General features: G+C 51.5%; 19 protein-coding genes and 1 tRNA gene. 11 read left to right on the forward strand and 9 right to left on the reverse strand.

The window, feature by feature from the left end; translation table 11 throughout:
- Positions 1–149 precede the first annotated feature (149 nt).
- The 5 genes from DYH27_RS01655 to DYH27_RS01675 all read left to right on the forward strand — a co-directional run bounded on the left by DYH27_RS01655 (position 150) and on the right by DYH27_RS01675 (position 4132).
- The gene (locus tag DYH27_RS01655; protein ID WP_025068178.1) at positions 150–1049 is read left to right on the forward strand and encodes a helix-turn-helix domain-containing protein; all 900 of its coding nucleotides are present in this window, start codon (positions 150–152) and stop codon (positions 1047–1049) included.
- Between the two features lie 209 nt (positions 1050–1258).
- Positions 1259–1855: a DUF4840 domain-containing protein gene (locus DYH27_RS01660; RefSeq protein ID WP_240337396.1), complete on the forward strand. Its 597-nt coding sequence runs from the start codon at positions 1259–1261 to the stop codon at positions 1853–1855.
- Between the two features lie 93 nt (positions 1856–1948).
- Positions 1949–2767, forward strand: a complete 819-nt coding sequence (locus DYH27_RS01665; protein WP_004351697.1) for a DUF3316 domain-containing protein — start codon at positions 1949–1951, stop codon at positions 2765–2767.
- On the forward strand, positions 2764–3798 hold the full coding sequence (locus DYH27_RS01670; protein WP_004351658.1) for a S41 family peptidase: 1035 nt from the start codon (positions 2764–2766) through the stop codon (positions 3796–3798). The genes DYH27_RS01665 and DYH27_RS01670 overlap by 4 nt, the downstream gene beginning before the upstream one ends.
- Positions 3799–4050: 252 nt before the next feature.
- Positions 4051–4132: transfer RNA gene (locus DYH27_RS01675), tRNA-Leu, on the forward strand.
- Between the two features lie 193 nt (positions 4133–4325).
- Here DYH27_RS01675 and sov read toward each other — a convergent pair.
- Both sov and ruvA read right to left on the reverse strand, forming a co-directional pair.
- Positions 4326–11879 carry a T9SS outer membrane translocon Sov/SprA gene (gene sov, locus DYH27_RS01680; protein ID WP_029216656.1) on the reverse strand — a complete coding sequence of 2518 codons (7554 nt, stop codon included), beginning with the start codon at positions 11877–11879 and terminating at the stop codon, positions 4326–4328.
- Positions 11880–11996: 117 nt separating this feature from the next.
- Positions 11997–12614 (reverse strand): Holliday junction branch migration protein RuvA, encoded by a 618-nt coding sequence (gene ruvA, locus DYH27_RS01685; RefSeq protein ID WP_025068176.1) that lies wholly within the window; start codon positions 12612–12614, stop codon positions 11997–11999.
- Positions 12615–13609: 995 nt separating this feature from the next.
- Between ruvA and DYH27_RS01690 the strand changes: the two genes are divergently transcribed.
- The 6 genes from DYH27_RS01690 (at position 13610) to DYH27_RS01715 (ending at position 19351) form a co-directional block, all read left to right on the forward strand.
- Positions 13610–14590 (forward strand): IS982 family transposase, encoded by a 981-nt coding sequence (locus tag DYH27_RS01690; RefSeq protein ID WP_044112721.1) that lies wholly within the window; start codon positions 13610–13612, stop codon positions 14588–14590.
- Positions 14591–14714: 124 nt separating this feature from the next.
- Positions 14715–15614 (forward strand): diaminopimelate dehydrogenase, encoded by a 900-nt coding sequence (locus DYH27_RS01695; protein ID WP_025067982.1) that lies wholly within the window; start codon positions 14715–14717, stop codon positions 15612–15614.
- Positions 15615–15704: 90 nt separating this feature from the next.
- Entirely contained in the window at positions 15705–16106 is a 402-nt protein-coding gene (locus DYH27_RS01700; RefSeq protein WP_025067983.1) for a PH domain-containing protein, read from the forward strand.
- The gene (gene dacB, locus DYH27_RS01705) at positions 16103–17416 is read left to right on the forward strand and encodes a D-alanyl-D-alanine carboxypeptidase/D-alanyl-D-alanine endopeptidase (RefSeq protein WP_025067984.1); all 1314 of its coding nucleotides are present in this window, start codon (positions 16103–16105) and stop codon (positions 17414–17416) included. The genes DYH27_RS01700 and dacB overlap by 4 nt, the downstream gene beginning before the upstream one ends.
- Before the next feature lie 22 nt (positions 17417–17438).
- Entirely contained in the window at positions 17439–18653 is a 1215-nt protein-coding gene (locus tag DYH27_RS01710) for a mechanosensitive ion channel family protein (protein ID WP_025067985.1), read from the forward strand.
- Between the two features lie 176 nt (positions 18654–18829).
- Positions 18830–19351 carry a hypothetical protein gene (locus tag DYH27_RS01715; RefSeq protein WP_025067986.1) on the forward strand — a complete coding sequence of 174 codons (522 nt, stop codon included), beginning with the start codon at positions 18830–18832 and terminating at the stop codon, positions 19349–19351.
- Positions 19352–19386: 35 nt separating this feature from the next.
- Here DYH27_RS01715 and DYH27_RS01720 read toward each other — a convergent pair whose 3' ends face one another.
- From DYH27_RS01720 to DYH27_RS01750, 7 genes are all read right to left on the reverse strand, one after another.
- Positions 19387–20052, reverse strand: coding sequence for a DUF4276 family protein (locus DYH27_RS01720; protein WP_025067987.1), 666 nt, complete (start codon positions 20050–20052; stop codon positions 19387–19389).
- Positions 20049–21110, reverse strand: coding sequence for an AAA family ATPase (locus DYH27_RS01725; protein WP_025067988.1), 1062 nt, complete (start codon positions 21108–21110; stop codon positions 20049–20051). The genes DYH27_RS01720 and DYH27_RS01725 overlap by 4 nt, the downstream gene beginning before the upstream one ends.
- 230 nt (positions 21111–21340) lie before the next feature.
- Positions 21341–21724 (reverse strand): protease inhibitor I9 family protein, encoded by a 384-nt coding sequence (locus DYH27_RS01730; protein WP_025067989.1) that lies wholly within the window; start codon positions 21722–21724, stop codon positions 21341–21343.
- Positions 21725–21986: 262 nt separating this feature from the next.
- Positions 21987–22445, reverse strand: coding sequence for a DUF6078 family protein (locus tag DYH27_RS01735; RefSeq protein WP_025067990.1), 459 nt, complete (start codon positions 22443–22445; stop codon positions 21987–21989).
- Between the two features lie 85 nt (positions 22446–22530).
- Complete coding sequence (locus DYH27_RS01740) at positions 22531–24264, reverse strand: acyl-CoA dehydrogenase family protein (RefSeq protein ID WP_029216483.1); 1734 nt, start codon at positions 24262–24264, stop codon at positions 22531–22533.
- A gap of 88 nt (positions 24265–24352) precedes the next feature.
- A complete protein-coding gene (locus DYH27_RS01745) occupies positions 24353–24751 on the reverse strand; it encodes an endonuclease domain-containing protein (RefSeq protein ID WP_025067991.1) in 399 nt (132 codons plus the stop codon).
- Between the two features lie 125 nt (positions 24752–24876).
- Positions 24877–25899, reverse strand: coding sequence for an electron transfer flavoprotein subunit alpha/FixB family protein (locus DYH27_RS01750; RefSeq protein ID WP_013671644.1), 1023 nt, complete (start codon positions 25897–25899; stop codon positions 24877–24879).
- Positions 25900–25958: the final 59 nt, after the last annotated feature.

Consider the following 25958-nt stretch of genomic DNA (forward strand, 5'->3'; position numbering starts at 1 on the left):
AAATCGGGGGGGGTAAATTGTAATTTCGTACCTTTACATCCATCTGTTTTCGGGGGATCATCCGACACATTTAGTAAGGATGCCATGTTAAGATACTGCAGATATACATATTTTCAATTTTAAACATTCACTTACCCTCAAATAGTAAAATGACAAAGAGGTACTCACTTGGCGACTTGAAAGAATTGATACGGTACAGTCCGAACGATGACGAAGGTCAGACCTATGTAGGCCGTGACTATGTAGTTTCTACGGGCTGTAGTCCGTTCTTCGTGTCAGAACTTGAAGAACACGGTTCCATGTGTATGCAGTTCGTCCGTATGGGGGTCGTCAAATCGGGCAGCTGTGAACCTGTCGTTCATTCTGCTCAGTATCTCTGCAGGGAAGGCGACTTGTTTTTTGCCGGATGGGGGACAGAGCTGACGGAAGATACCGTCAGTCCCGGCACTTTTTTCGAGGGCATTCTCATGACGGAGGAGTATCTGAAGAAAATCTTCGGAGCTTATCTGCCTCAGGTGTTCCTTTCTCCATGCCAGCACTTCATGCTGCACCTGTCAGAGGAAGAACAGGATATGTGGCACGACTATCTCCGCATATTATATACTCTTGCCATCCATGAGTCATTTGACAGAAAGCCCTTGAATGCGCTTTTCATTTCTGTATTCCGCTTCGTACAGGCACTTTACGAATCACAGGGGGAAAGGGCACACGAGAACCTGTCGCGTAGCAGGCAGCTCGCCGAGTCATTTATACAGCTGGTCAACGAGTATGCTCGGGAGCATCACGAGGTGTCGTTCTACGCCTCTCGGCTCTGCGTCACACCGCATTATCTGGGACTGGTGGTCAAGGACGAAACAGAAGAGACGGCACGCGAATGGATAGACAAGACGATAACAATCGGTATACAGGTGGAACTTCGCTACAGTAACAAGTCGCTTAAGGAATTGGCAGATAGATTCCACTTCGCTTCCAGTAGTTCGCTTTGTAAGTTCTTTAAACGCCGCATGGGCTGCACGCCCAATGAATATCGTAGGAACAAAGAAGTGTAGGCGGACTGTTGGGTAGTTCCATTGTCATGCTTACTACAATCTGTTGTAGCTGCAGATTGTAACTGTCTGTGGCTTTTTCCTTGCCAAGAAAACGGCCCTATCCTGTTTTTTAACAGTTATTGTGTGGGAAATACGCAGGGAATGTGTAAATTTGCGAGCAATAAACTTAAATGTGATAACCAAAACTTACTACAATGAATAGAAACAAGTTGTTTATTTTAATTCTTGCACTCGTAACGACTCTGTCTTTCACGTCCTGTCTGAGTGATGACTACGAAGACAAACAGATTCCACAGGCAGAGCTGAAAGCAGCTTTCCTGACTATTCAGGGGAACTATCAGGGATGGCTATTCTCTCATACCAGTGACAGTAAAAGCGGCAAGATAGAGAAGAAAGACTCCCTGCGCACTACCTGGGAAATCAGGTCGGACTCTACGGTGCTGGTCAGGAATTTCCCCAGCAAGATGCTGGCCAACAACATCACCAATCTCGAGCTGAAGAAGGCCGTGGAGGCTCTGCCTGCCCGGGACATCAAGTGTGCTTTCAATATCTACAGTGTGAATCCGATTCTGTTTGATGTGGCACCGTTCCAGGTTGAACTGGGTAAACTGACCTATGGCGGCGAGACGCACAAAGTAGCCATCGGTTTCGCTTTCAGACGCAACCTGACGTTCGGCGGCTTCTATGCGCCAAAGAAACAGGTCGGTATACGCCTTATTGAGGGTGGCGTGATCATTGATGACAAGGTGCAGAGCGAATTTTACAAGGGGCTTGATTATTTCTATCTCCTGTCGGACGCAAAGTGACATTCCTTGCAGTGTGTGACTGACATAGGCAGGGGCGCACAGACGGTGTGTCCCTGCTTTTGATACCCTCTTCCTGTTCCAAAACATCGACTCATGAACCTGAAAACCTCCTTGCTGCCCGCTCTCTGTCTGCTGTTGTCTGTACCTGTCGTTGCACAGGATACCTTGCGCAGCCACAAGGTGATAACCAATGTACAGATGCTCGGTATCGGCACCGTAAACGTACTCGACACTTACCTCTCGCCAGAAGAATACCGTGGCACGGAGCTGCGGTATGTCTCCCACTCTGTACGTGAGAACGGCAGCCGATTGTCCCGTGAGCTGGTACACCAGGCCCAGCTGCTGTCGGTCCATAATCGGAAAGACAACAACAATGAACTTGGCGGTTTCTACAATTTCCAGTACAGCTGGTACTATGCCCTCGGGAGGTGGGAGCTCGGCAAAGGAGAACTGTGCCTGAAGGCAGGCGGCGGCATTGATACAAGGCTCGGCTTCCTTTACAACACCCGCAATTCCAACAATCCCGCACAGGCTTACGGACAGGTGAATGTTGCCCCAGATGCCGTCGCTGCTTATCGTTTCCACCTTTGGAACTGTCCTTTCCAGCTGCGTTATGAGTTGCAGGCACCGCTCCTCGGACTGATGTTCTCACCCAATTACGGACAGAGCTATTACGAGATCTTCACCCGTGGAAACTACGACCACAACCTCGTTGTCACGACACCTGTCTCTGCTCCCTCCCTCCGTCAGCTGCTGACATTCGACTTTACGCTTCGCCATACGACCATCCGCATCGGCTATCTGGGCGATTACCAGCAGGCAAAAGTCAACGGTCTGCGCCAGCACGCATGGAGCAGCCTCGTCGTGCTGGGCATTGTACGTAAATTCTCCATCAACAAGATTATTCCATGAGAAAGCTGTTCCATACGGTTCTGAAAACATCTATCTCCGCACTTACCCTGCTCGGTACGGTCACCGGTTGTGTTACGAATGACGAACTTCCCGATGATCCGCAGGGGAACTTCGAGGCGTTGTGGCGTATCATGGACGAGCATTACTGCTTCTTCTCGCAGAAAGGTGTTGACTGGCAGGAGGTACACAGCCGTTATGCCCGGCAGTTCGATGCGTCCATGACGGCGAAGCAGCAGTTCGAGGTGATGACCAAGATGCTCTCCGAACTGAAGGACGGACACGTCAATCTGTATACCTCTTTCAACATCGGCCGCTATTGGGCCTGGCATGAGGATTACCCCAAGAACTATTCCGACTCACTTGAACGCAGGTATCTCAAGACCGACTATCTCATCGCAAGCGGGATGGATTATACCATTCTTGACGACAACATCGGATACCTGCGCTGTGAAAGTTTCCAAAACGGTATCGGTGCAGGCAACCTGGATGATGTTCTCCTTCACCTGCAGCCCTGCCGGGGACTGATTGTGGATGTCCGCAACAATGGCGGAGGCAACGTGAACAATGCGGAGGAACTGGCAGCCCGCTTTACGAACGAGGAGCTGCTTGTGGGCTATATGCAGCACAAGACGGGGAAGGGGCATGACGACTTCTCTTCGTTGCGCCCGGAATATCTGAAACCGGGACGTGGGGTGCGTTGGCAGAAACCGGTTGTCGTACTGACCAACCGCAGCGTCTTCTCGGCTGCCAACGAGTTTGTGAAGTATATGAAGTGCTGCCCCGGTGTTACCGTTGTAGGCGACCGTACCGGCGGCGGTGCCGGTCTGCCCTTCTCTTCTGAACTTCCCAATGGCTGGGGTGTCCGCTTCTCCGCCTGCCCGATGTACGACCGTGACAGGAAGATGACCGAGTTCGGTATTGATCCCGATCATAAGGTAGACCTCACCTCCGAGGATTTCGCACGTGGCAGAGATACGATCATCGAGTTTGCAAGGGATCTGCTGAAGACCTCTCCCAACCCCTCTAAATGAGGGAAGCGCATCATGGAAGCCGGTCAGGACAGTTCTGTTACCACTCATCCGGTCTGCTCCCCTTAAGGTTTGTCCCCCTGCTTGTCGTCATCCCTTACTCATTGGCTGCCATGTACCCCTCCTCGGGAGCGAGTGGAGAAGTATAGACCCTTGTGGGAGATTCAGCTACTGCTGCTGACCCGAAACAGCTGGAAAAGATGTTCGCAAACATTTGGCTGTTTCTTAAACATTCCGTAACTTTGCAGCCGTTATGCGCCTGTGGCGGAATTGGTAGACGCGCTAGACTTAGGATCTAGTAACTTACGTTGTGCAGGTTCGAGTCCTGTCAGGCGCACAGCAAAATACCGGATGATTGCTAGACAATCATCCGGTATTTTGCTTATGATAGTTTGGGAAGCACATAACCTCCTTTATATTATAGGCGTTGTAGACCCATGCGGCAGCAGATTTACCAGCAGGCTTTTTTCATGGACATTGGGCGGTTGTACTGTCATGCTTCTACAGCTTGGCAGGACTGTTTTCCGTTTCTATCTCGTCAGACTGAGCCGGAGACTTACACCGAAGTCGTGGGTGGTCGTCGGGTAACTGCCTGACGAGAGCAGGGGAGTGTTGATCTGCAGGTCGTAATAGAGGCTGGCCGTTACCAGACGGCTCAAGGTGTAGTCGCCCATGAAAGCGAACTTGAAGGCGGTGTTGCCGCTTGAGGCCGAAGAGGCGAGTGAGGCAATGTCGCGGGTGAGCGATGCCTGCCGCCGGTAACTCATGTCGAGACGGAGGTTGAGGTCATGGTTCAGTCCGTTGTCCTGACGGGACGAGCTGTTGTCCTGCTGTGAAATTCCCATGTTCTTTTTCTTCTTTCTTGCTACATGGCGTGTCCCGTTGTTGAAGAGGTTGAAGTCGTTGATTCGGTAACCGACACCTACGACCCAGTCTTTTGAGGAGGCCTCATTCAGCTGCACACTTGTCATGGACAGCGAGAGCACACGTGTCTGCCGGTATTCCAGGCGTGCCGTGAGGTTGTTCTGCAAGGTGAGGTCGATTCCGAGGAGCGGTGAGAATGCCTCGTTGATACTCACTTGTGAGATGTTGTACATCGAACTTGGAATGGGATTGCCTGTCGTGGCATCAGCGATGAATCCGAGGCCGTTCATGTATTCCTGCCATGTGCTGTAGCTCTGGTAAGAGCCGATGGCGAAGATGCTTCGGTAGGCATGATTGATGTTGACGCTTTTGAAGAACTGCTCGAAGAAAGGCAGCCGTGACAGTCCGCTGTAACGGATTGTCCAGTTGGGTAGCAGACTGCGCAGGGCAGGGAAGATGTTGAGTCCGTTGCCGCCCATGCTTGTATAGGCATTGAGGAAAGCAGGCACCATTACGTCGGCACTGTATTTGTTGACGGCTCCCACTGTCGGGTCGAAGTGTCCGCCGCCGAAGGAGGCAGGGTAGGTGGCGTTGCGGTATTGCGCCTCCACACGGTCGCGGTAGCCGTCGAGCGACTGCACGAAACGGTTGAATGCCGCACTGTGATAGCCGTTGTTGGCATCGCCCAGACTCTCGAAGGCCGTACCGAGTGACAGGGTGGTTATGGTAAATGATCCGCTCTGCGTGGTCGGGTTGCCGGCATACATGTACTGGATGCTCCGTGAGGTGGTCTTCATCCGGCTGGCGGTAAGGTCGATCTTGAAGTCCTTGAACGGCTCCAGCGTCATGCGTATCTGCAGGTCCTCGGTCTGATTGGTCGTAGCCGGTGTGGCCACGCTGTCGTTCATGAGCAGCCAGTTGTTGTCCCGTGCCTTGCCGATATAGTCGTCATCGATTAGGCCGAAGGCGAAGTCCAGTCCCGGCGACAGTGCTCCCATTCCGCGTGTCTGTCCGAAGGCATCGCCTACAGTCGGCATGAATCCCGGCAGTGCCATGGCGTACTGGTTTCGATAGGAAACACTTGCCGAGCGCACCATCATCAGCGCACGTGCCACACACTGTGCCGTCTTGTACCAGCCCTTGTTGTCGAGGGGTTCCTTGGGGGTGACGGTCAGTTTCATGCGGATGGCAGAGTCGGTGCGGTTGAATACCTTTACCTGCGTATCGCCCACCTTGCGCCACTTTATCTTCAACGTCTTTCCCCGCTCGTCCTTGGCAGAGACGATGAGCCTTTTCGTCTTCTTGCCGTGTGATACGAGGACGGCGGAATCGGCATTGATGACAATCTCCTTTTCGAAGCTTCTCTGGTTGCGGGGCAGAGCCTTTTTCTTCTCTTCGTCTTTGTCTTTCGGCTTCTTCTCTTTCTTTTCCTTTTCGGCTTTCTTTTGTTCATCGGTCAGCTTGGGGCGTACAGGACGTGTGCGGTTGAATCGTTCGTTGGTCTTCTTGAGGAAAGGCACATGATTGTAGAGCCGTTCGAGGTTGAACGAACCGTTGATGTTCAGCGAGCGGTTGGCCGTGATGGTGTTGCCGAGTGATGTCCCGTCTTCCAGTTTTGTTCCGCGTACCCAGGTATAGGCTGCTGTATAGTTGGCATCCGCATTCACCCAGTCGAAGATCGGCAGCAGGTTGATCGGCAGCTGGTAAGAGAGCGTGAAGTTCTGCTGGTAGTCGAGCGGTGTGCCGAAGTGCTTGATGCTCGTCCACACCGAGTCTTTCCATGCCTCGTATCGGTCGGGGTAGAGGTCTTTGTTGACCGGTGTGTAAGGCTCTTCTATCTCGGCGTGTGTCGCACTCTGGAAGTTCATGTGCAGGTTGCGTGTCAGATCCCAGCGCAGGGCGAAGTCACGGTTCCACAGGAACTGTTCGCTGAAGGTGAGCGGCAGCATATTGTTCTCTGTCGATTCCATGTCCCGTTCCTGCAGTTCGTAGTAGTTGCGCACCATCTCGGTGTTGAACGTGATGTTCTGCGGCAGCCAGTTCAGTCCGAACCGCTTGAGGATGTCGAACCATTTGGACCGGCTCTTGATCAGCCGTCTGAACGGCTCCCAGGTCCTGTACACCGGTGTCCAGTTGTAGTTCAGTGCGCCCCGCCAGTTGTCCTCATTCTCATAGACGGTCGTCTCACCCGATGTATGAGAGTGGGAATGGCTGTAGGATAGGGCGAAGTTGGCCGGGTCGTACGGCATAGGGTGGTTTCTGGTCTGGATGCCTACACGCACGTTCGAGAGCGAGAAGTTCGTCGTCAGCCGTTTGGTGACGGCGATTGATTCAATGGAGTCCCGTTCCTGACGGCTGGCGGCACCATCGAGTGCGTCCTTCAGTTCCATGTCCGTATCGAGGGGGTTGTACTTAGGCCGGCTTTCGCTCTTCGTGACACTGTAATATAAAGGTGCGGACACCTTGGCCTTGTCGGGGAAGAACTTGCCCAGTTCAAGGCTCGTGGTGACCGACACATCCGTCTTCGTCTCCTGCTGTCGCTCGTTGACACCCTGTTCCAGACCGCCGAATCCGTCGGTGCTGTGGCTGGCATTGACATCCACCGTACCGAAGTCGGACAGCTGGAGATTGAGCTGTCCTCTTGCCGCCCAGCCGCCTTCGTTGTTGAATTCCAGCAGGCGAAGTTCGTTCACCCATACTTCACCGCTTTTCTGACTGCTGGAAAGGTTGCGTACACCGATGATCATCGTCTTCACTTCACCGAGTGTCGGATTACCCATCACCGTCACCTTGTTGGCAGGACGGTCGGTGTCGTAGACGGAGAAAGCCCGGTTGTAGCTTGCCGTTCCTGCACTCCGTGCCTGGTTGCGCTGTTTCTTCACGGAGGTGAGCAGCTTCAGCGGGATGTCAAGCATATTCTCCTCGGGCCATACGATGCGGCGGTCATGGCCGGTGTACATATCATAATGTCCCGGAGCCGACAGCTTCAGCGGGATTTCATACTCGTAGTAGTTGTTCTTGTAATCCGATCCCAGACGGATGAACACAGCCAGCTGGTTGTCAGTCAGGTTGGTCGTGTTCTGTTCGAAGGCGTTGGCGTGTACGAACATCTGCAGCCGCTTGTACTGGCGCAGGTCGAGGGTAGTGTTCTTGTAGACAGCCTTCGACTCGCCTGTACCCAGGTTGTTGACGACCATGGAGAGTGACTGCTCGTTCTCTTCGACAAGCTGTGGCTGGTTCGGATCCTGTCCACGGCGGATGCCCGGCGGCAGGATGTAGTTCACGGGCACCTTGTCGTTGTTCTCCTCAAGGCTCACGGCACTTACCGACATCGTACCTGTATTGCTGGCAGAGTTGGTGAGGTTCTGCTGATACTGCCGCCACTTGCCGCTGACGAGGTCGAGCGTGCCGAAACGGAGGACGATGGGTTTCTCGAAACCTGTGAGGAACATACGCATGAAGCGGATGCTGGTGAAGTCGCTGATGTTGCCTACACGTTTCTGGAATTCCTCCAGCGGGATTCGGAACTGATACCACGTGACGGGTTCTGAACCGCCTTTGCGCAGTGAGGCAGAGGCTACTCGCTTGTCGACAATGTAGTTCCGGCCAACGACGAGGTCCTGCGGACGGATGCTGACGTGGTACTGATAGTACTTCTCGTATTCGTTCAGTGTGTAGTCCTGGTTGATATCCTCCACGTCGGGCGTCGTCTTGTACGAGGTGTCGTAACGCTCGTTGTTGTTGTCATTGTCCGGTGAGTTGCCCTGTGGGTTGTTGATACGCTTGTAGCGTTCGAGAATGGAAGCCTGCTTCGCATCCCAGTCTGAACCACGGAAATAGTGGTAGTCATCGTTGGCCGGATCCGCCCAGATAGAATCGAAGACGGCCTGATTGGTGTTGGCACGGGCTGCGGTGAGGAAGTTCTGATAGGATGCGAACTGTCGTTCTTCTTCGTCCGTCAGACCGTTGAAGCCCACGTCCTGCTTGGCACGGCTGCCCTTTGACGTGGCAAAGGCATAGGTGACGGTGCTCTGCGTCGGAATCTTACCCCATTGTGTGGTCGTCCACGACTGGCTGCCGTCTACCGGCATACCGCTTTCATAGAACTTCTTGCCATCCTTCAGCACATCTTCTGACACTTCGCCGAGGTCGATGTAGAAGTCGCCGCCATACTGGCTGGCATTCGGCAGCCGGTTGGAATAGATGAACGGGTCGAGCAGCCAGAACTCGATGTATTCGATGTTGGCGGTCTGGAAGTCGTTGGTGTCCAGCTTGCGCATCATGCCTCCCCATGTACCGGCAGGATGGGTGAGGTGTCCGTTGATGTCTATGTTCGGATTGAAGTTGTACGGTCCGCGTTCGGAAGGATAATAGGCGAGGTTCAGGATATTCAGCGTAGAGATGGAACCGCTGTAGTTCCGGTCACGGTTCGGGAACAGCTCGCTTACCGGAATTTCGCGTACATAATGGTTGGAGAGCTGGTCGAGGTCGCTCTTGATATGTCCCGGTGTCAGCGAACTGCTGCGCCGTGTGAAGAGCGGGTCGATGTTGTACCATGCCAGCAGACTGCGGTTATAACCGCTGTTGAGGGTCGTCTTGTCCGTATGCTCGGGGAAGTCGGATGGTACGCTGGAGATGATCCACGATGTCGGCTGGCTTACGTCAATGGTCGTCTTCGCCCCTTCGAAGTCGTCCAGATAGGAGGCGTTGTCCTGTGTTCCTTTGCTCTGTCCGGCCAGAAGCTGTGCAAACTCGGCGGAGAATGTGATGTAGGAAGGTTGACTGACGTGCAGCAACGGAATCTTGTCGAGCATATTCGTCAGCCACTGGCTTTCCTTCTTCCAGTTGATGTTCAGTCCCCAGATGGTGTTGTTGAGCGGTTCTGCCCCCATGTTCACCTTGGTTGTCAACGGCTGTTCGGACAGGTGCATGAACGTACCGCCGATCTGGAAGTCTTTGGAGAAGTCGTATTCCCAGTTCACGCCGATCATTGTCTTGCGTTCCTGCTGGTAGGCACTCTGGCTTTCCAGGGAGACATTGATGGCTGTTCCGGCGTCAATGATGCTCTGATTGAGGATGGTTACCTCTCCGGCACTGTAATCGACACTGTAGTCAGAGCCTTCATTCAGGGTCACACCGCCTGCCGTCACGATCACCGATCCCTGTGGTACGTTATAAGCCCCGAGGGAAATGACATTCGCCGCCGTACCCCGGTACTGCCCTGTGAGCATGAACTTGTCCTTCTCGGCAATCTGCTTGGCGATGGTCTTTGTAGAGTCGTAAAGCTGTTCGAAGACATACTTGTCTGCAATGGCTGCTGTGACGCCTCTGTCAGTCAGGGCTTTCCGTAGTCCCCTGCCGAACGGTTCCGCCATCGGCAGGAAGACACGTCCGTTGCTGACGGTGTACCCCTCGACGTAATCGAAGTAGCCGTTAGGATGGGGATTGTTATTGTTGTCCAGCCGGTCGGCATTCAGGAGTTTGATGAGCGTCTGGCTTTTTACCTGCGGCTCCGGTATATAAGAAAGGTAGACACCAGTCGTATCGCTCTGGTATTTCACGTCAAGGCGGAACTTGTCACGCTCGATGTTTGAGGCAAGGTAATAGACGTTCTTCATCATCAGATCCCAGTTTCCCTGCCTGGGGTTGTTGCTGGTGTTCTTCAATGACTTGACGAAGAGGGCCTCGTTGATGTTCGTGTGGTCGCTGGCAAACTCTCCCACCTGGTAGGTCACGCCTCCGTAGGTGTATTCGTAGGCAATCGCCAGCACCTGGTCGGTCTGCAGTCCGCTTCTCAGCGAGATATATCCCAGGGCGGTGTTGACCGTATATTCCGAACTGCCAAGCAGGCGGGCATTGGCCAGTTTCTCGTAGTCGTTGCCTCCCACCAGTCCTGCACCGTCGAGGATGCCTGTCACCTGGTCGATGTCGCGGGCGGCAGGATAGGTCTGTGTAAGGGTGCTGTACTCAGTGTTGGCATTGTTCGTCGGGACGGGACCGGAGCCTGGTCCCCACAGGTCGGTGCGGCTCACTTTCCTGTTCTCGCCGAGGTCGGTCAGTGCTACGATGTTGCGGGTGTTGCTGGTCGTTCCTGTCTTGTTTGTCACCCATACTTCCACACGGTTGATGGTTATGCCTGTCTTGAGGTTCGGCAGCGATTTCATCGCCGCGTCATAGTTGTCGCGGAAGTACTGGGAGAGGAAGAAGTGGTGGTTCTCCTCATAATCGGCAGCGTCGATCTCGAACGGTGTAAGCTGTCTGCCGCCCCGTGAGCTGACACTCTTATTGGAACTCTTCTTCTGCGAGAGTACCGTCTGCAGCTTCAGCTTGCCGAACTGCAGGTCTGTGCGGATGCCGAAGAGTGCCGATGCCCCCTGCACGAGCGAGTTGTTGGAAGGGAAGGAGACATTGCCGCCTTCAACGAGCTTGATGATCTCGTCTTCCTTACCTTCATATCTCAGTTTGAAATTCTGCGTGTCGAAGTCGAACGTCGCATCGGTGTTGTAGTTCAGACTCATGTTCACCTTGTCACCCACTTTTCCGTTCACATTGACATTGATTTTCTCGTCGAAGTCCATCGCTGTCGTCTTGCGGTTGCGGATGGGCAGCGACGGGTTGTCTATGTTCTTGATATTGGCGCCGAACTTCAGCTCTGCCGATCCCTGTGTCTTGATGCGTACGCCGCCCGGGCCGAAGATCTTTTCGGCCGGTCCGAGGGAGAAGTGCATGTCCGTGAAGTCGAACTTGTCCTTTCCTTTCTCCCTCAGTATCTCCTGGTTCTTCGATCGGTAATAATCGGCAAAGCTGCGTTTCTCCGTCCATCTGCGGTATTCTTCCGGCGTCATCATAATCGGTGCCATCACGTAGCTGTTGCCGATTTTGTTGCCGATGATATAGCGATCGAGAGAGTCGTTGTATTCTACGGTCTGCCGCATATTCTCCGGACGGATGAGATCGGTGGAGTTCTCTTTGAGGTCGTCGTAGGTAATAGGGGTAGTGCGCTGCACCTTCCATCGGGGATGGAGCAGCGAGTCGGGAATCTTCTCCTCGTCAATCTCCACCTCGGCCGTCTTCGCCTTCTTGACGGTGTCCGGGGGTGCAACGGCTCTGACCGGCTTTGCGAATGGTGTAAAGTTGAGGGCTGGATGTCCCCACCCCAGCAGGCAGATACTGCCGAGAAGCATGATGACAAAGAGGGATATGTAATGCTTTTTTTTCAAGAGGACAGGTGATGGAAGGTCTCCTTAAGCCTCTCCGGAGGAGGGGATGTGTGGGCGGTAATAAGCGATGATAGACGGTAATGAGCAGTGATAAACGATGATGGACCGGGGGAGGCTTTACTTTATCATCTTCAACGCCAGCTTGACGACCTGTTCCACAGGAAGGTCGGGCTGGTCGGTGAGGATGCTTACGACGACTTTGGCCGATGGGGCAGGGGAGAAGCCCAGCATGGTCAGTGCGCTGACGGCCTCGTCCTTGATGGCAGTGTTGACAGCCGGCGTACCGGGTTGGCTGCTGACGTGGAGTTCGTCGGCGATACCGCTCTGCATGATCTTGTCTTTCAGGTCGACGATGATGCGCTGTGCCGTGCGCAGTCCGATGCCCCTGACCGTCTTCAGCATCTTTTCATCCCCATTGGCAATGACGTTGCACAGTTCTGCAGGTGTCAGAGACGAGAGGATCATGCGTGCGGTGTTGGCTCCGACACCCGAGACGGTGATCAGCAGACGATAGAGTGACCGTTCCTGCCTGCTGGCAAAGCCGTAGAGGGTGTAGCTGTCGTCGCGGCCGCCGGTCATGATCGCCTCGTGTACATAGAGTTTCACAGGTGTCCTGCCTTGTATGGCACTATAAGTGTTGAGCGAAATGTTCAGCGCATAACCTACCCCCTGTGCCTCGACGACCGCCAAAGCAGGTGTCAGGTCAGCGAGTTCGCCCCTGATGTATTCTATCATAATCCAATAAAAATATGCTCCTTGCCGTGGCAAGGCTTTTTGTATATACAGATTTAATAACGATGTGGTTTAGCTTTTATTGTATGTTAATGTATAAAAAGCAGGCAAGTGAACACTCTGTCCACCTCTTTCCGCTACGCTCCAAGAATACCTGCGCCGTCCCCGGAGTGATATTCCTCTACACCAAACATTGCACTTCTATCTTGAATGTTTAGCTCTGTCCACCACCTGTCCACCAGCCTCCTCCTCTGAAGGAAGGGCTTGATTACCGCTTGCCTTTATTAATTCGTCACCGCTTTTCCACCACTTTTCATGGCTTATGTCCACTCGTCACTGTCCGCCCCAATAGCCTTTTTGCCTTCCTCTCGGTCAGCACTGGTTGTCGTCGGGAGATTTTCAAGTGGTTTCGCTGTCTCTGTCTTGCTTTTTTTGGTCAGCTGCGGAGGGGGCTGATGATGCGTTCTGGTTTAGAAATAACTTTACAATCAAAAGGGCTGGAAGCATTGTTTTTCACACGTCAAGACACCCGGGAAACAGGCTGTAAAGAGTCCGTTGCATTGTAACTGACCACTCACAGCATTCTAAGTAAGGCTTACTTGCATTGCAACTAAGGCCTTTCTGGGCTTCAATTGAGGCTTAATAACACTGCAACTAAGCACCTTTTCAGTTATGGGATGTATGTGTGTGATTATAAGCTGATTATGCGGAATGCAAGGGCTTCTTCTCCGGCAGTTCAATCTTTCCTCTACCAGTTCTGCAGACTGATGGATCCTGTTGTGAATGTCCCGATAGACGGATTGGTAAATAATCAATACAAAAGTAAGACTCTCCCCCCTTGCATTTCTCTTCTGTCAAGGAGTCTGTCTTCTGACAGATATCCCCTGTTACAGCTGAATGGCAAGACAGACAGAGCTTTTCATGCCTCTCTCTCCAGAGGGAGGAGATGTGGGGACAGGGCTACTACCCGTTGGCGGAATTAAAATGTAGCTATAATGATATACAAAAAGTTGCACATGTCGTTGATTTTCAGTAACTTAGTGAAGTCAAAACCATTAAGTACAAATCCTCGTATGTGCAACTTATACACAAAATTCGTCAAAATCCTTGAGATATGCAAGCAATTCTCTCACAACCTTGTCAATGAGCAGGGAAATATACCCCGTCGTGGTCCCATGCCAAAATTTTCAGATTTGGAGGTCGTTGCCTTGTCCTTGACAGCGGAATCAGAGAGCATTGATAGTGAAAAATGGCTTTTTGATTATAAGCTTCAGGAGTACAAAGACAAAATACCTAACCTCATATCTCGCAGGCAATTCAACGACCGTAGAAAGAATACCGCAGGATTATGCGAAGACATACGAAAGAGAATCGCTGCCCAAATGGACGGTGGGGAAACTCAATTCTTCGTAGATTCCAAGCCGATAGCCGTATGCAGGGTTGCCAGAGGGAAGCGTTGCAAGATGGGGCGAATGGGAGATTTCTCACAAGCACCGGATTTCGGCTTCTGTGCATCTCAAAATATGTATTACTTTGGCTATAAACTCAATGCACTCTGTGGGTTAAGTGGGGTGATACACTCCTATGACTTGTCAAAGGCCAGCGTGCATGACCTCAATTATATGAAAGATGTCAAGCTGGTCTATCATGACTGTAACATCTATGGCGACAAGGGATATATAGGGGCTGATGTTCAACTCGATCTTTTCCAAACGGCTCACATTAGATTGGAATGTCCATATAGGCTGAACCAAAAGAATTGGAAACCAAAATTAATCCCTTTTGCCAAAGCCAGAAAAAGGATTGAAACTCTCTTCTCACAACTCACAGATCAATTTTTGGTTATCAGGAATTATGCGAAAATAACAAATGGTCTGTTTGCCCGAATAATCGGGAAAATTAGTGCGCTGACCATATTACAATATGTCAACTTTATTAATAACAAACCCATCGGAAGAATTAAATACGCACTAAATTAATTCCGCCAACGGGTGGCTACTATATAATTGTGTTAAAAATATGCCGCAAGGCAATACTTTCTACAAAGAAAACATTACTTTTGCAGATGTATAAAGAGTACTAATTATAAAAGGTAAAAGGAATATGAAAAAGATCAGAGCAGCCGTTGTGGGCTATGGCAATATCGGTCAGTACAGTGTTCAGGCATTGGAAGCCGCAAGGGATTTCGAGATTGCAGGTATCGTACGCCGTCAGGGTGACAAGGACAAACCTCTGGAACTTACTCCGTATGAGGTGGTTGACGACATTACCAAGCTCAAGGATGTGGACGTAGCTATTCTTGCCACACCTACCCGCAAGTGTCCGGAATATTCCGAGAAAATCACGGCACTGGGTATCAACACCGTTGACTCGTTCGACATTCACGGCTCTATCCTCGACTACCGTACGAAGCAGATGGAGAACAACAAGCGCACGAATACCGTCAGCGTGATTTCAGCAGGCTGGGATCCGGGTTCTGATTCTATCGTACGTGTGCTGCTGGAAAGCCTTGCACCGGAAGGCCTCTCCTATACCAACTTCGGTCCGGGCCGTTCCATGGGACACTCTGTCGTTGCCCGCAGCAAGAAAGGGGTGAGGGACGCATTGTCCATGACCATTCCTCTCGGCGAGGGAATCCACCGCCGTATGGTCTATGTGGAACTGGAAGAGGGGGCGACCCTCGAGGAGGTAACCAAGGAAATCAAGGCCGACGACTACTTCGCCCACGACGAGCTGCACGTGTTTGCCGTACCGAGCGTTGCTGCCCTGAACGATGTCGGGCATGGCGTTCACATGACACGCAAGGGCGTGAGCGGGAAGACGCACAATCAGCGTTTCTCGTTCGACATGAGCATCAACAATCCGGCTCTTACGGCGCAGGTGCTCGTGAATGTGGCGCGTGCCAGCTTCCGCCTTGCACCGGGCTGCTACACAATGCCGGAGATACCGGTCATCGATATGCTGCCGGGCAGCCGTGAGGACGTTATCGCAACGCTGGTTTAGAATGATGGCTTATGGGCTGAGAAGCCTTGTTGATCTTATTGGTCTTATTCGCCTGACAAGGGCGATAAGGCCAATAATCTTTTGCACAATATGAGAACTTTCCGACATAAAGTGACGATAAACGACGCAGGAGCCATCGTGGTGTTTGGCTTGGGATCCTTTTCCTGTCTGTGGAACAGGACGAACAGTCTGATGATTGTCCTCGGTGTCCTCCTTGTTGTCGTGACCATCAGGGCTGTGGACCGTGCCATCCATACGGAATATGTGCTGACTGATGACGGTGTGCTGCAGGTGAAGACAGGACGGGTCGGCCAGACAAGACGGATAGAACTGAAGAAGATAAAGAAGATAGGGAAACGTCCGTTTGCCTTCCGTTTAGGTGTCTACGCACTGATAGAACTGGAGGACGGAAGCGTTGTCAGCGTTCAGCCTGATAATATGGACGGTTTCCTGTCAGCCCTTGGAAAACGGATAGAAACGAAAGAGAAATGAGATTGAGACTCTTCCCGGCACTGCTTCTCGGTGTCGTGTTAAGCCTGCCGGTACAGGCGCAGGTCAGTTTAGACAGCACGATGGCTGCGGACACCATCGTCTCGAAGGCTTTTGCAGTACAGCCGGAGAACGACGATTCCATCAGCGAGGAAGAAGATACGGACAGTATTATCCCGGCCTTCTCTACAGACAGCCTGCTCAGCTGGAAGGAGAATGCCGTGATGCGGCTGGACGGCATACTCCGCAGCCCGTTGTTGGAGACAGTGCAGACGAGTGTGATGGTTTGGGATCTGACCGATGATGTACCTGTCTATCAGTTCCGTGAACGCCTCCATCTGCGCCCGGCCTCCACGATGAAGTGCGTCACTGCCATTGCAGCCTTGGACAGGCTCGGAGCCGACTACGATTTCCGGACACGTGTTTACTGCACTGGCGAAATGGATGATTCCACACTCGTTCTGCATGGCGACCTCTATTGTGTGGGCGGTATGGATCCGATGCTCTCGTCCTCGGACCTGGCGGAGATGGCACGTGTCATACGCAATCATGGCATCACGTGTGTAGAGGGCAATCTCTATACCGACTTCTCCTTTAAGGACCGCGACCGGCTGGGGAAAGGCTGGTGCTGGGACGACAAGAATCCTGTGCTCTCGCCGCTGCTTGTCGATCGCAAGGATGACTTCGTCGACCGTTTCCGCCGCCGATTGTCGGAGGCGGGCGTAACGGTGAACGGTATTACCGCCGACCGGCAGCTTCCTGACAGTGCCCGGCTGCTGACGATGCAGACGCACTCCGTCCGCCAGGTGCTCCGCCGCATGATGAAGGTGAGCGACAATCTCCATGCCGAGTCGCTGTTCTACCAGCTGGCTGCCAGCGGCGGTACACGGTGGGCGTCGGCACGCCAGGCACGGCAGTATGCGTATTCTCTCTTCAGCCGTATCGGGCTGAATCCCCGTGACTATTATGTGGCTGACGGGTCCGGTCTCTCTCTGTATAATTACGTGAGTACCGAACTTGAGGCAAGGCTGCTGCGGTATGCCTATCAGCATCCGGAAATCTATGAAGCCCTGCATGAGGCTCTGCCGATAGCGGGAGTGGACGGAACCTTACGGAAACGGATGCGCGGCACGGCTGCGGCCGGCAATGTGCGGGCCAAGACGGGTACGGTGAAAGGTGTCAGTTCGCTGGCGGGTTACCTCACGGCTTCCAACGGTCATCTGCTCTGTTTCTCGGTCATCTGCAACGGCGGACTCTCCAACGGTCCTATGCGCAACCTGCAGAACAAGATCTGTTTGGCACTGTGCCAATAGCTTATGAACTTAGGATTTGTGAATGATGAATTTCAAATTAACACCTCCCCGTCATTTTGTCAACGACGCACTTGAGGAAATCAGAATCTTCGTAGAGAACATTATCCTTTCGTTAGGTGTACACGGCCATGCCGTACCCGTCGTGCGCCATGTGTTGCTGGCCGTGGTTGCCCTCCTGCTGGCATTCTTTGCCGAACGGCTCTGTAAGTATATCCTCGTGCCGCTCATTCTCCGGCTGGTGAAGCGTACCGAAGCGCACTGGGACGATGTTGTCTTCGATCGTCAGGTACTGCGAACGGCCTGCCACATTGCCCCTGCACTGGTGATATGGCAGCTGATGCCGCTCGTCTTCTATCAGTTCCCCATGGTGCAGGAGGGGTTGCGTCGGCTCACGGCGGTCTATCTCACCATCGCTGCGACACGTCTGATTACCGGCATCATCGACCGTCTGCGTTATCTGAACACCCGCCCCGGCAGTTCCACGAGCCAGTATCTCAAGTCGTTCTGCGGCGTACTGAAGATTCTTGCCATCTTCATCGCCGTGGTTGTCGTCATCGGTATTCTCATCAATCGCAGTCCGATGGCATTGCTTGCCGGCCTGGGAGCGACTTCGGCTGTCCTCATGCTGGTGTTCAAGGACACCATCGACGGCCTCGTCGCCGGTATCCGGCTGACCAGCAACGAGATGATACACATCGGAGACCATATCACCGTACCCGGCGGATTCGTGGACGGAACGGTCATGGACATCACACTCACTACCGTAAAGGTGCGGCAGGCCGACAATACCATCACCACCGTGCCGCCCCTGACACTCGTCAGCGGTATCTTCCAGAACTGGAAAGGGGTGCAGGATGTGGACGGACAGCGGGTGAAGAAGATGGTCTACTTCGACGTGCGCAGCATCCGTGTAGTGGATGACAGCCTCCGGAAGCAGCTTCTGGAGCAGGGATTCGTGAAGGAGGAGGAGCTGAAGGGGGAGGTCGTCAACATGGCACTCTTCCGCCATTATATGGAGCATTACCTTGCCAAACGGGAAGATGTCAATGAGAAGATGACGCTCCTCGTGCGCCAGCTGGAGGCCACACAGGCGGGTGTGCCGATTGAACTCTATTTCTTCCTACGCACAAAAGACTGGATTCCCTACGAGCATTCGATGGCCGATATTCTCGAGCACGTCTATGCGTATGCCAATGCTTTCGGCCTGAAAATCTACGAGCAGACCCCTGTACAGTGAGCACTTCCTCCTTATTCCCCATCCCCTTTCGGGTGGGGAGAGGGAAAGGGGACCGCTTACATCATTCCTGCATCAGATAGCGTTTTTTATTACCGAAAAAGCTTCCAACTGGAAAAAAAACGGTATATTTGCACTATACTTCTATCGGATTGACTAACTTTTAAACAGGAATGAACATGAAACAACTGAAAACAATCAAACGTCTGACTGCCTTCGGCCTGTTGGTACTGATGACCGCCTGCTCCACAGAGAATACCGTTATCGGAAATGTCGGAGTAAGTGATGTGAAGTCGTCAGGCTGCAAGGCCTCTGCCTCGCAGCTGGATTCCCGTCCTGAATACTATAATAATTTTGTAGGACAGAAGTCTGTGCTGCATCTTACGCTCGGTGCGGATAACATCGTCAATGCACGCTTTGCCGACTTTATGGACAACTGTGCCATCGAACTGTTCCATGTTGATGCAAGCAGCAGCGAAGGGAAAATCGTCCTCGTTCTGTACCCCGATAAGGATATGGCGACAAACTGCATCTGCCGGTATGATATCGACTTTAAGATGCAGAACATCGTTCCCGGCAGCTATCAGCTGGAGGTGTACCATACTGCTGCTGACAAGCAGATCAGCAAGGACAATAGGGTCTATAGCGGCACCGTAAGCCTGGAGAATGGGAAAGAGGTTGTGCTGACAATGAGCCGGTAGGAGGATAGTGTGGAAAGTATGGTCGTGTTACCCTTTTATTCAAGGGCTCCTTCCATACTTTCCACCCATGTTTTGAATCTGGGGCATTTCTCCAGCAGCTCAGACATCCTCACAGTATTGATAATATCTATTCCATGTAACACTTTATTATAACCGGGGATAAGTTTTTTCAATCGCACGGAAGGAGCCGTGTCGGGGTGGTTGTTAATGTCTTCGGGATTAGGATGTTGTTGGATGACATCTATTAATCCTTTGTAATCCATTTCGTTTCTTTCAAACAGGGAGTCTATCCCATTGATGGAAGCAAACACCAAAGCCTCAAATTCATGAAGTTGGATATAGGGGATGAAGTTATCGAATTGATGTTTTTGAGTGTCTTCCAAGTCTTTCTTTATTCTTGTTTCGAGCAGATCTGCTTGTTCCTTGTGCGTTTGTGTTGCTGTCAGATCACTGAAACCGGGAAAGTCTGAAGGCAGACGGTAGAAATCTATCATCATTGATACGATTACATCTTTTTCATATATTGTGTTCAGAATGTCCTTTTTGATGTAAGAGTATTTGGAAACTCCCCCATGCGAGTGTTTTGTCTTGAAGCATTGTATGGTATTATACAGTCCTTTGGAACAGAAAAAAGGACGGAGTATATTATTGACGAAACTTTCTTCGGTTTCGCCTTCTACGATTATTACCAGTCTTTTCATAGCAATTTTGGTTGTCCGTTAATTATGCTTTTTGTCCATAATTCTCCTAAAGAGTAATCATTTAACCAGCTTTGCAGTGTGTCGTTGTTCAGTCTGTTGAAAGAGGATTGCCTGTCCTTGCGGTCTACAGTGATAATATCTTCAGCATCAAAGTTGTTGATAAGGTTTACCGACTGTGTGGATATGATAACCTGACAATTTCTGGAAGCAACGGATTTTATCATACCAGCCAGCTTGACGATAGCTGTCGGGTGCAGGCCCAGTTCTGGTTCGTCAATGATAATAACTTTGGGCAAGGTAGGTTGTTGCAGTAGTGTGGCAAGAGCAATGAACCGTATGCTGCCATCAGATAAATCATTGGCATCGAAATACTTCTCGTTATTTTCCATATCACTCCACTGTAAGTTGATCTGGCTTTCGTCGAGCAGAGATGGTGCAAGAGAGAAATTACCAAAGTAAGGCATAACAGAACGGATCGTCAGTTCTATCCTTTTCAGTGTCTTGGGATGTTTCTCTTGCAGCATATATAGAAACGCCGGGAGGTTGCTTCCGTCAGTCTTGAGAAAACGGTTGTCATTGATATTTGCACTGCTTCTCAACGGTGCGCCTTTACTTGTGTCATGGAAGTGGAAAATCTTGTAACTTTGGAGGTATTCTCTCAGCCACTTGTCGCTAAAGGTGGTTGAGTCTTTGATATAACTTTCATCTAAGTTAGAGACAACGTTGGGTCTTGATTGGTAGTAGCTTCTTTCTTCGGCGATAAACAGACTTCCGTTGTTCCGTGCCTGAAGCGTTACCCCATAGGCATTGTCGCCAAATTCCAGATAGCCTTTCAGTTCTTTGGTTTGCTTTCGCCCATAATGAAACAGTCTTTCTGCACTGTTCTGCATCGTATAGTTGTGCAGACGTTGCTCATAGATGATGTTTATCAGTCTGAAAAAAGAAATGAAGTTGGTTTTGCCAACACCATTTGAACCAATCAGTATATTGATCGGTCTCAATTCTAAATCTACGTGGTGGATAGATTTGTAACCATCTATGATAATTCTGTTCAGCATTGTGAAAATCTCATTATCGAAGTAATAAACAATTCCATTGCAAATATACGATAAATTTATCATCTTCACAACTATTTTCCTGATAGAGGACTAAATACTATTTCATGGTGATTGATTAGATGTATTGTTAGGTGGATTCTGTTTTTGAGGTAACCTGCAATTAAATTCAAGCCGCAATGCTCCCTGCATTGTGGCTTGGATTTAGTTTTTCTTTATAAAAGCAGATTTTGTTACTGCAACTGCATGATACCGTCTTTATTGACGCTCACGACGCCTTTTACTTTCCTGAAGTCGGCAATGGTTTTGTCGATGTCCTGGTTTTCATCAACCTTGACGGCGACCCCGCTGAACTCCTTGTATTTGTAAAGGAGGGTACAGCCCTGCTTCTTGATGGCTTTCAGCAGGGGCTTGTTGCCGGTCTTCCTGTCGAAGAAGATGATCAATGTGTGGCTGACAGATGTCTTCTCCCTCTCACGTCTTTCCTTTTCCAGTCCTTCGCCCTCATCGTCACCATTCATAATCTGCTCTTTAATTGGGCATTGTGCCATTGCTGTGGTAGACTGAACCAATAGGAAGCCTACCAATAATAGGCTCGCTTTAATGTATCTCATCATATTCTTTTCTTTTAAATACGTGTTGCAAAGATAGAGGTAATTCTGCATATCACCACAAAGTCGTATGTTTTATTCTGCTCTCAAAGTAATTGTATAAAATTGTCTGCCGTTGTACAATTCATTGTATATTGTCATACAATCCGTTGTATACCTATATACAATCGGTTGTATAAAGTCATACAATCCGTTATACACTGTCTTATTAAAGACCGAGGTGACAGTGTCGGGAGCGTAACCAACTATGCAAAACAACGTTGAAGAGTTATTTCTGGCGTGCTATTCGCATCAATGTCGGGTATTGCTCTTCGTATCTGTCGAACTCAATAAGGTTTCCGTCATACCCCATGTCAGTGATGGCAGAACGGATGCAGGACTGCTCCTTTTCTGTTATTGCGCGCCGTTGCTGTTTGATATGATAGTAGAGTGAAGTGCTGAAACAAGACATTACCTCCTGTTTGACACGATGAAGATCGGCCGCCCGCACATTGTCATAAATGTGGGAGATGCCCCATGCGAAGCGTTCTTTGCGGTCGGCATCATAGGCGGGACAGGGCTGCCTGCCGGTTATCACCTGTGGATTGGTAACGGTGAAATACTCCCGTGTGTTCGTATGGAGCAGGGTGTAGGCTGTGTGGCGCAGGCATTGATTGGCTTTCGGACAGTTCGTACCGGCACAGTGAGCGTAGTTGTAGTCCAATTGATTGTATTCTTCTTGGTTCATGATTCGGATTCCGTGATAGGGAAAAAGATGGGGAGGACGTGTTGACATCCTCCCCCCTCTTTAGATGTTTCTTGTGTATTGTTCGTTATGCTTCGGTAGGCTCGTCGTCTGTTGCCTTGAACTGCTCAAGGTCTTCCGGGTTGAAGGCTTTGATGTAAGCGGTGCTGCCGATCACCTCTTCTTCTGCCATACGGACGAAGACGTTGGCGGACTTCTTGAAGAGCTCCGGTGCCTTGGCGGCATCCTCGATGAGGAGGAGGGAACCGATGATGTCGGCAGTCATGTTATACAGCCGGCGTGCGAGGAAGTCGTGGACATCCTGGTTCTCGCCTGCATTCACCTTCTCGACCGCCTCTTCATAGAGCCGGACGAGGCGGGCGACACGGTCGCGCAGCGCCTTCATGCAGTCGCAGGCGAGTTCATCCTCAAGCATCTCTTTCATGATAGAGAGGTAAGTGCCGTTGGTGATGTAACGCACGGCAGCAACCACCTGCAGCTGCGTCGTTCCCTCATAGATGGAGAAGATACGTGCGTCACGGTACAGCCGCTGGCTCTTGTACTCCATGATGAAGCCGGAACCGCCGTGGATAGAGATGGCATCGTAGGCGGTCTGGTTGGCGTATTCGGAGTTGATACCCTTTGCCAAGGGTGTGAACGCATCGGCCAGACGGGTATATTTCTTCATCTCCTGACGTTCCTCCGGTGTGAGCCTCTGGTCACGCGCAATGTCTTCCAGTGCTTTGTAGAGGTCGACGTAGCGTGCCGTCTGATACAGAAGAGAACGGCCGGCATCGAGTTTCGCCTTCATACGGGAGAGCATATCGTAGACAGCCGGGAACGTGATGATCTTCTTTCCGAACTGTGCGCGCTCCTTGGCGTATGCCAGTCCTTCGTTGTAAGCCTCCTGCTCGACACCGACCGACTGTGCGGCGATGCCGAGACGTGCGCCGTTCATCAGTGCCATCACGTACTTGATGAGGCCCATGCGTGTGTTGCCGCAGAGCTCTGCCTTCGCATTCTTATAGACCAGTTCGCAGGTAGGAGAGCCGTGGATGCCGAGTTTGTTTTCGATGTGGCGCACGTCAACGCCTCCGTTGCGCTTGTCATAGATGAACATGGACAGTCCGCGTCCGTCACGTGTACCCTCTTCCGAACGTGCAAGGACGAGGTGGATGTCGGAATCTCCGTTGGTGATGAAACGCTTCACGCCGTTCAGTCGCCAGCAGTTTTCCTTTTCGTCGAAGGTAGCCTTGAGCATGACACGCTGGAGGTCGGATCCAGCATCAGGCTCAGTGAGGTCCATTGACATGGTCTCACCTGCGCAGATACGTGGGATGTACTTCTGACGCTGTTCCTCATTGCCGAACTCATAGAGTGTGTCGATGCACGACTGCAGTGACCAGATGTTCTGGAAACCGGCATCGGCGGCAGCAATCACCTCGGACAGCATGGAGAAGACGACGTTCGGCAGGTTCAGACCGCCATAGCGGCGGGGCATGGAGACACCCCACAGTCCGGCCTGACGTGTAGCCTCGATGTTTTCCAGCGTCTTGCTGGCATAGTGCATGCGGTTGTCGATGAGGTGCGGACCTTCCTGGTCGACAGCCTCGGCGTTCTGTGCGATGATGTTCGCCGCCACGTCGCCTGTGATGTCCAGGATGCGCTTGTAGTTCTCAATCGCATCTTCATAGTTCACCGGTGCGTCAGCGTGTGCAGCGGCATCAGCATAGTTACGTTCTTTCAGTTCTACGATGCGTTTCATCAACGGGTGCTCCAGATGGAACGCTATTTCCGGGTGGTCAGTATAATAATTTGCCATATTAAAAGTGTAGTGGCCCCTCCCCCCTTTCCCCTCCCCCAAAGGGAGGGGAGTAGAATGTTCTGTTCCTGGTGGTTAGGGGTCTTCTTTATTCGTTGTTTATAAAATCGTTTATTTGTTCAGTGACGTTATCAAGTTCCGTGCAAATCTCATCATTCGTGAATCTAAGTACGTTGAAACCCATGTCGTTGAGGCATTCTGTCCTCGTCGCATCATCTGTCATTTGCTGAGATTCATTATGATAAGCTCCATCAACCTCTATAACCAAGTTGTGAGAAAGACATACGAAGTCGACAATAAAGTCGCCGATCGGGTGTTGTCTTCTGAAGTGGCAATCACCCCTCATACCTCTTAGCTCGTTCCAAAGGATACTCTCTGCAAGCGTCATCTCCTTTCGATTCTCCTTTGCATAGTCCTTCAAGATATGATACCTGTCAGGTGATGAGGTTTCATAACCCAACTTCTTCTTTCTCCTATCCTCGCTCATGGTGGATTGCGTGTCAGATAATAACGTCTTCTGAATATAAGTGGAATAGTCCTATTCCGTCCTTTCAACACCTCTCTGTACATTTCACTCCCCTCCCTCTTGGGGAGGGGCCGGGGGAGGGGCCGTTACTTACTGTTCTGCTTATAATACTTTATCAGCTTCGGCACTACCTCTTCAACGGTACCATTGATGACATAATCGGCAATGGCATTGATGGGAGCGTCGGGGTCGTTGTTGATGGAGATGATGATGCCGCTGTCCTGCATACCGGCAATGTGCTGGATCTGGCCGGAGATGCCGCAGGCGATGTACACTTTCGGGTGGACGGTGACACCGGTCTGTCCGATCTGGCGGTCATGGTCAGCCCAGCCTGCATCCACGGCGGCACGGCTGGCACCTACTTCTCCATGGAGTTCCTTTGCCAGCTTGAAGAGCAGGTCGAAACCTTCCTTTGAGCCGACACCGTAGCCGCCGGCAACAACGATCGGCGCACCCTTGAGGTTGTTCTGTGCAGGCTCGACATGACGGTCGATGACCTTTACCACATAGTCCACCTCCGGTACATACTTCGCTACATCAGGATAGACAACCTCGCCCTTTGCCTTGCCCTCATAGAGAGCCTTCTGCATGACACCCGAGCGGACGGTTGCCATCTGCGGACGGTGGTCAGGGTTGACGATGGTCGCCACGATGTTGCCGCCGAAGGCAGGACGGATCTGATAGAGCAGGTGCTCGTAATGCTTGCCGGCTTTCTTGTCGTCGTAGTCGCCGATTTCAAGCTGTGTACAGTCGGCTGTCAGTCCGCTGGTCAGTGAGGACGATACACGTGGACCGAGGTCACGGCCGATTACAGTAGCCCCCATCAGGCAGATCTGCGGTTTCTCCTCTTTAAACAGGTTCACCAGAATGTCCGTGTGCGGTGCTGATGTGTAAGGGAAGAGACCCTCGCCGTCGAAGACAAACAGCTTGTCTACACCGTAGGGAAGAATCTGGTCTTCCACTTTCCCCTTGATACCGCTGCCGGCAACAATGGCGTGGAGTTCCACGCCTAACTCGTTTGCGAGCTTGCGACCCTTGGTCAGCAGCTCTTGTGAAACCTCCTGTACGGTGGTTTCCTCTATTTCGCAATATACAAATACGTTGTTCATAGGCCTCACCCCCGCCCCCCTCTCCGATTGGAGAGGGGAGTGAAATGCTTCACTTGCTG

Source organism: Prevotella denticola (assembly GCF_900454835.1).
Taxonomy (GTDB): domain Bacteria; phylum Bacteroidota; class Bacteroidia; order Bacteroidales; family Bacteroidaceae; genus Prevotella; species Prevotella denticola.